Source organism: Serratia sp. PL7, from assembly GCF_945957435.1.
Genome location: NZ_CAMFLB010000141.1, coordinates 1 through 322 on the forward strand (window position 1 = coordinate 1; position 322 = coordinate 322).

Below are 322 nucleotides of genomic sequence, written 5' to 3' on the forward strand. Positions count from 1 at the left end.
TGTGCGGGCCCCCGTCAATTCATTTGAGTTTTAACCTTGCGGCCGTACTCCCCAGGCGGTCGACTTAACGCGTTAGCTCCGGAAGCCACGCCTCAAGGGCACAACCTCCAAGTCGACATCGTTTACAGCGTGGACTACCAGGGTATCTAATCCTGTTTGCTCCCCACGCTTTCGCACCTGAGCGTCAGTCTTTGTCCAGGGGGCCGCCTTCGCCACCGGTATTCCTCCAGATCTCTACGCATTTCACCGCTACACCTGGAATTCTACCCCCCTCTACAAGACTCTAGCTTGCCAGTTTCAAATGCAGTTCCCAAGTTAAGCT

The 322-nt window shown here is 55.0% G+C and carries 1 rRNA gene; it reads right to left on the reverse strand.

Going from position 1 to position 322, the window contains the following annotated elements:
• A 16S ribosomal RNA gene (locus N6G83_RS54645) occupies positions 1-322 on the reverse strand; the annotation flags it as partial.